This is a genomic window from Stenotrophomonas sp. SrG, from assembly GCF_050031795.1.
Lineage (GTDB): Bacteria > Pseudomonadota > Gammaproteobacteria > Xanthomonadales > Xanthomonadaceae > Stenotrophomonas > Stenotrophomonas rhizophila_A.
This window is the reverse complement of record NZ_JBNBBE010001507.1, coordinates 1-233: the sequence shown is the minus strand read 5'-3', so window position 1 is coordinate 233 and position 233 is coordinate 1. Positions and strand designations below refer to the sequence as shown.

The 233-nt window shown below is 65.2% G+C and carries 1 pseudogene; it reads right to left on the bottom strand.

What is annotated here, in order from left to right:
- Positions 1 to 233, bottom strand: a pseudogene (locus ACQG3P_RS24405) (cytochrome o ubiquinol oxidase subunit III); the annotation flags it as partial.

The window sequence follows — 233 nt, the reverse complement described above, 5'->3', positions numbered from 1 at the left end:
CGTGGGGGCCCACCAGCGCGAAGAACGCCGACAGGACCGCGCTGTGGTCCGGACCGAAGCCCTCATGGAGGAGGTGGTTGAACTCCCACACTTCCATGACCAAGAAGCCGAAGCCCAGCAGCCAGGTCAGGCCCAGCCACAGGTACATCTGGCCAACCTTGTGCTTGTGCAGCGCGAGCATGCCCAGGCCGAAGGTCAGCGAGGACACCAGCAGCAGCGTGGTTTCCCACGCG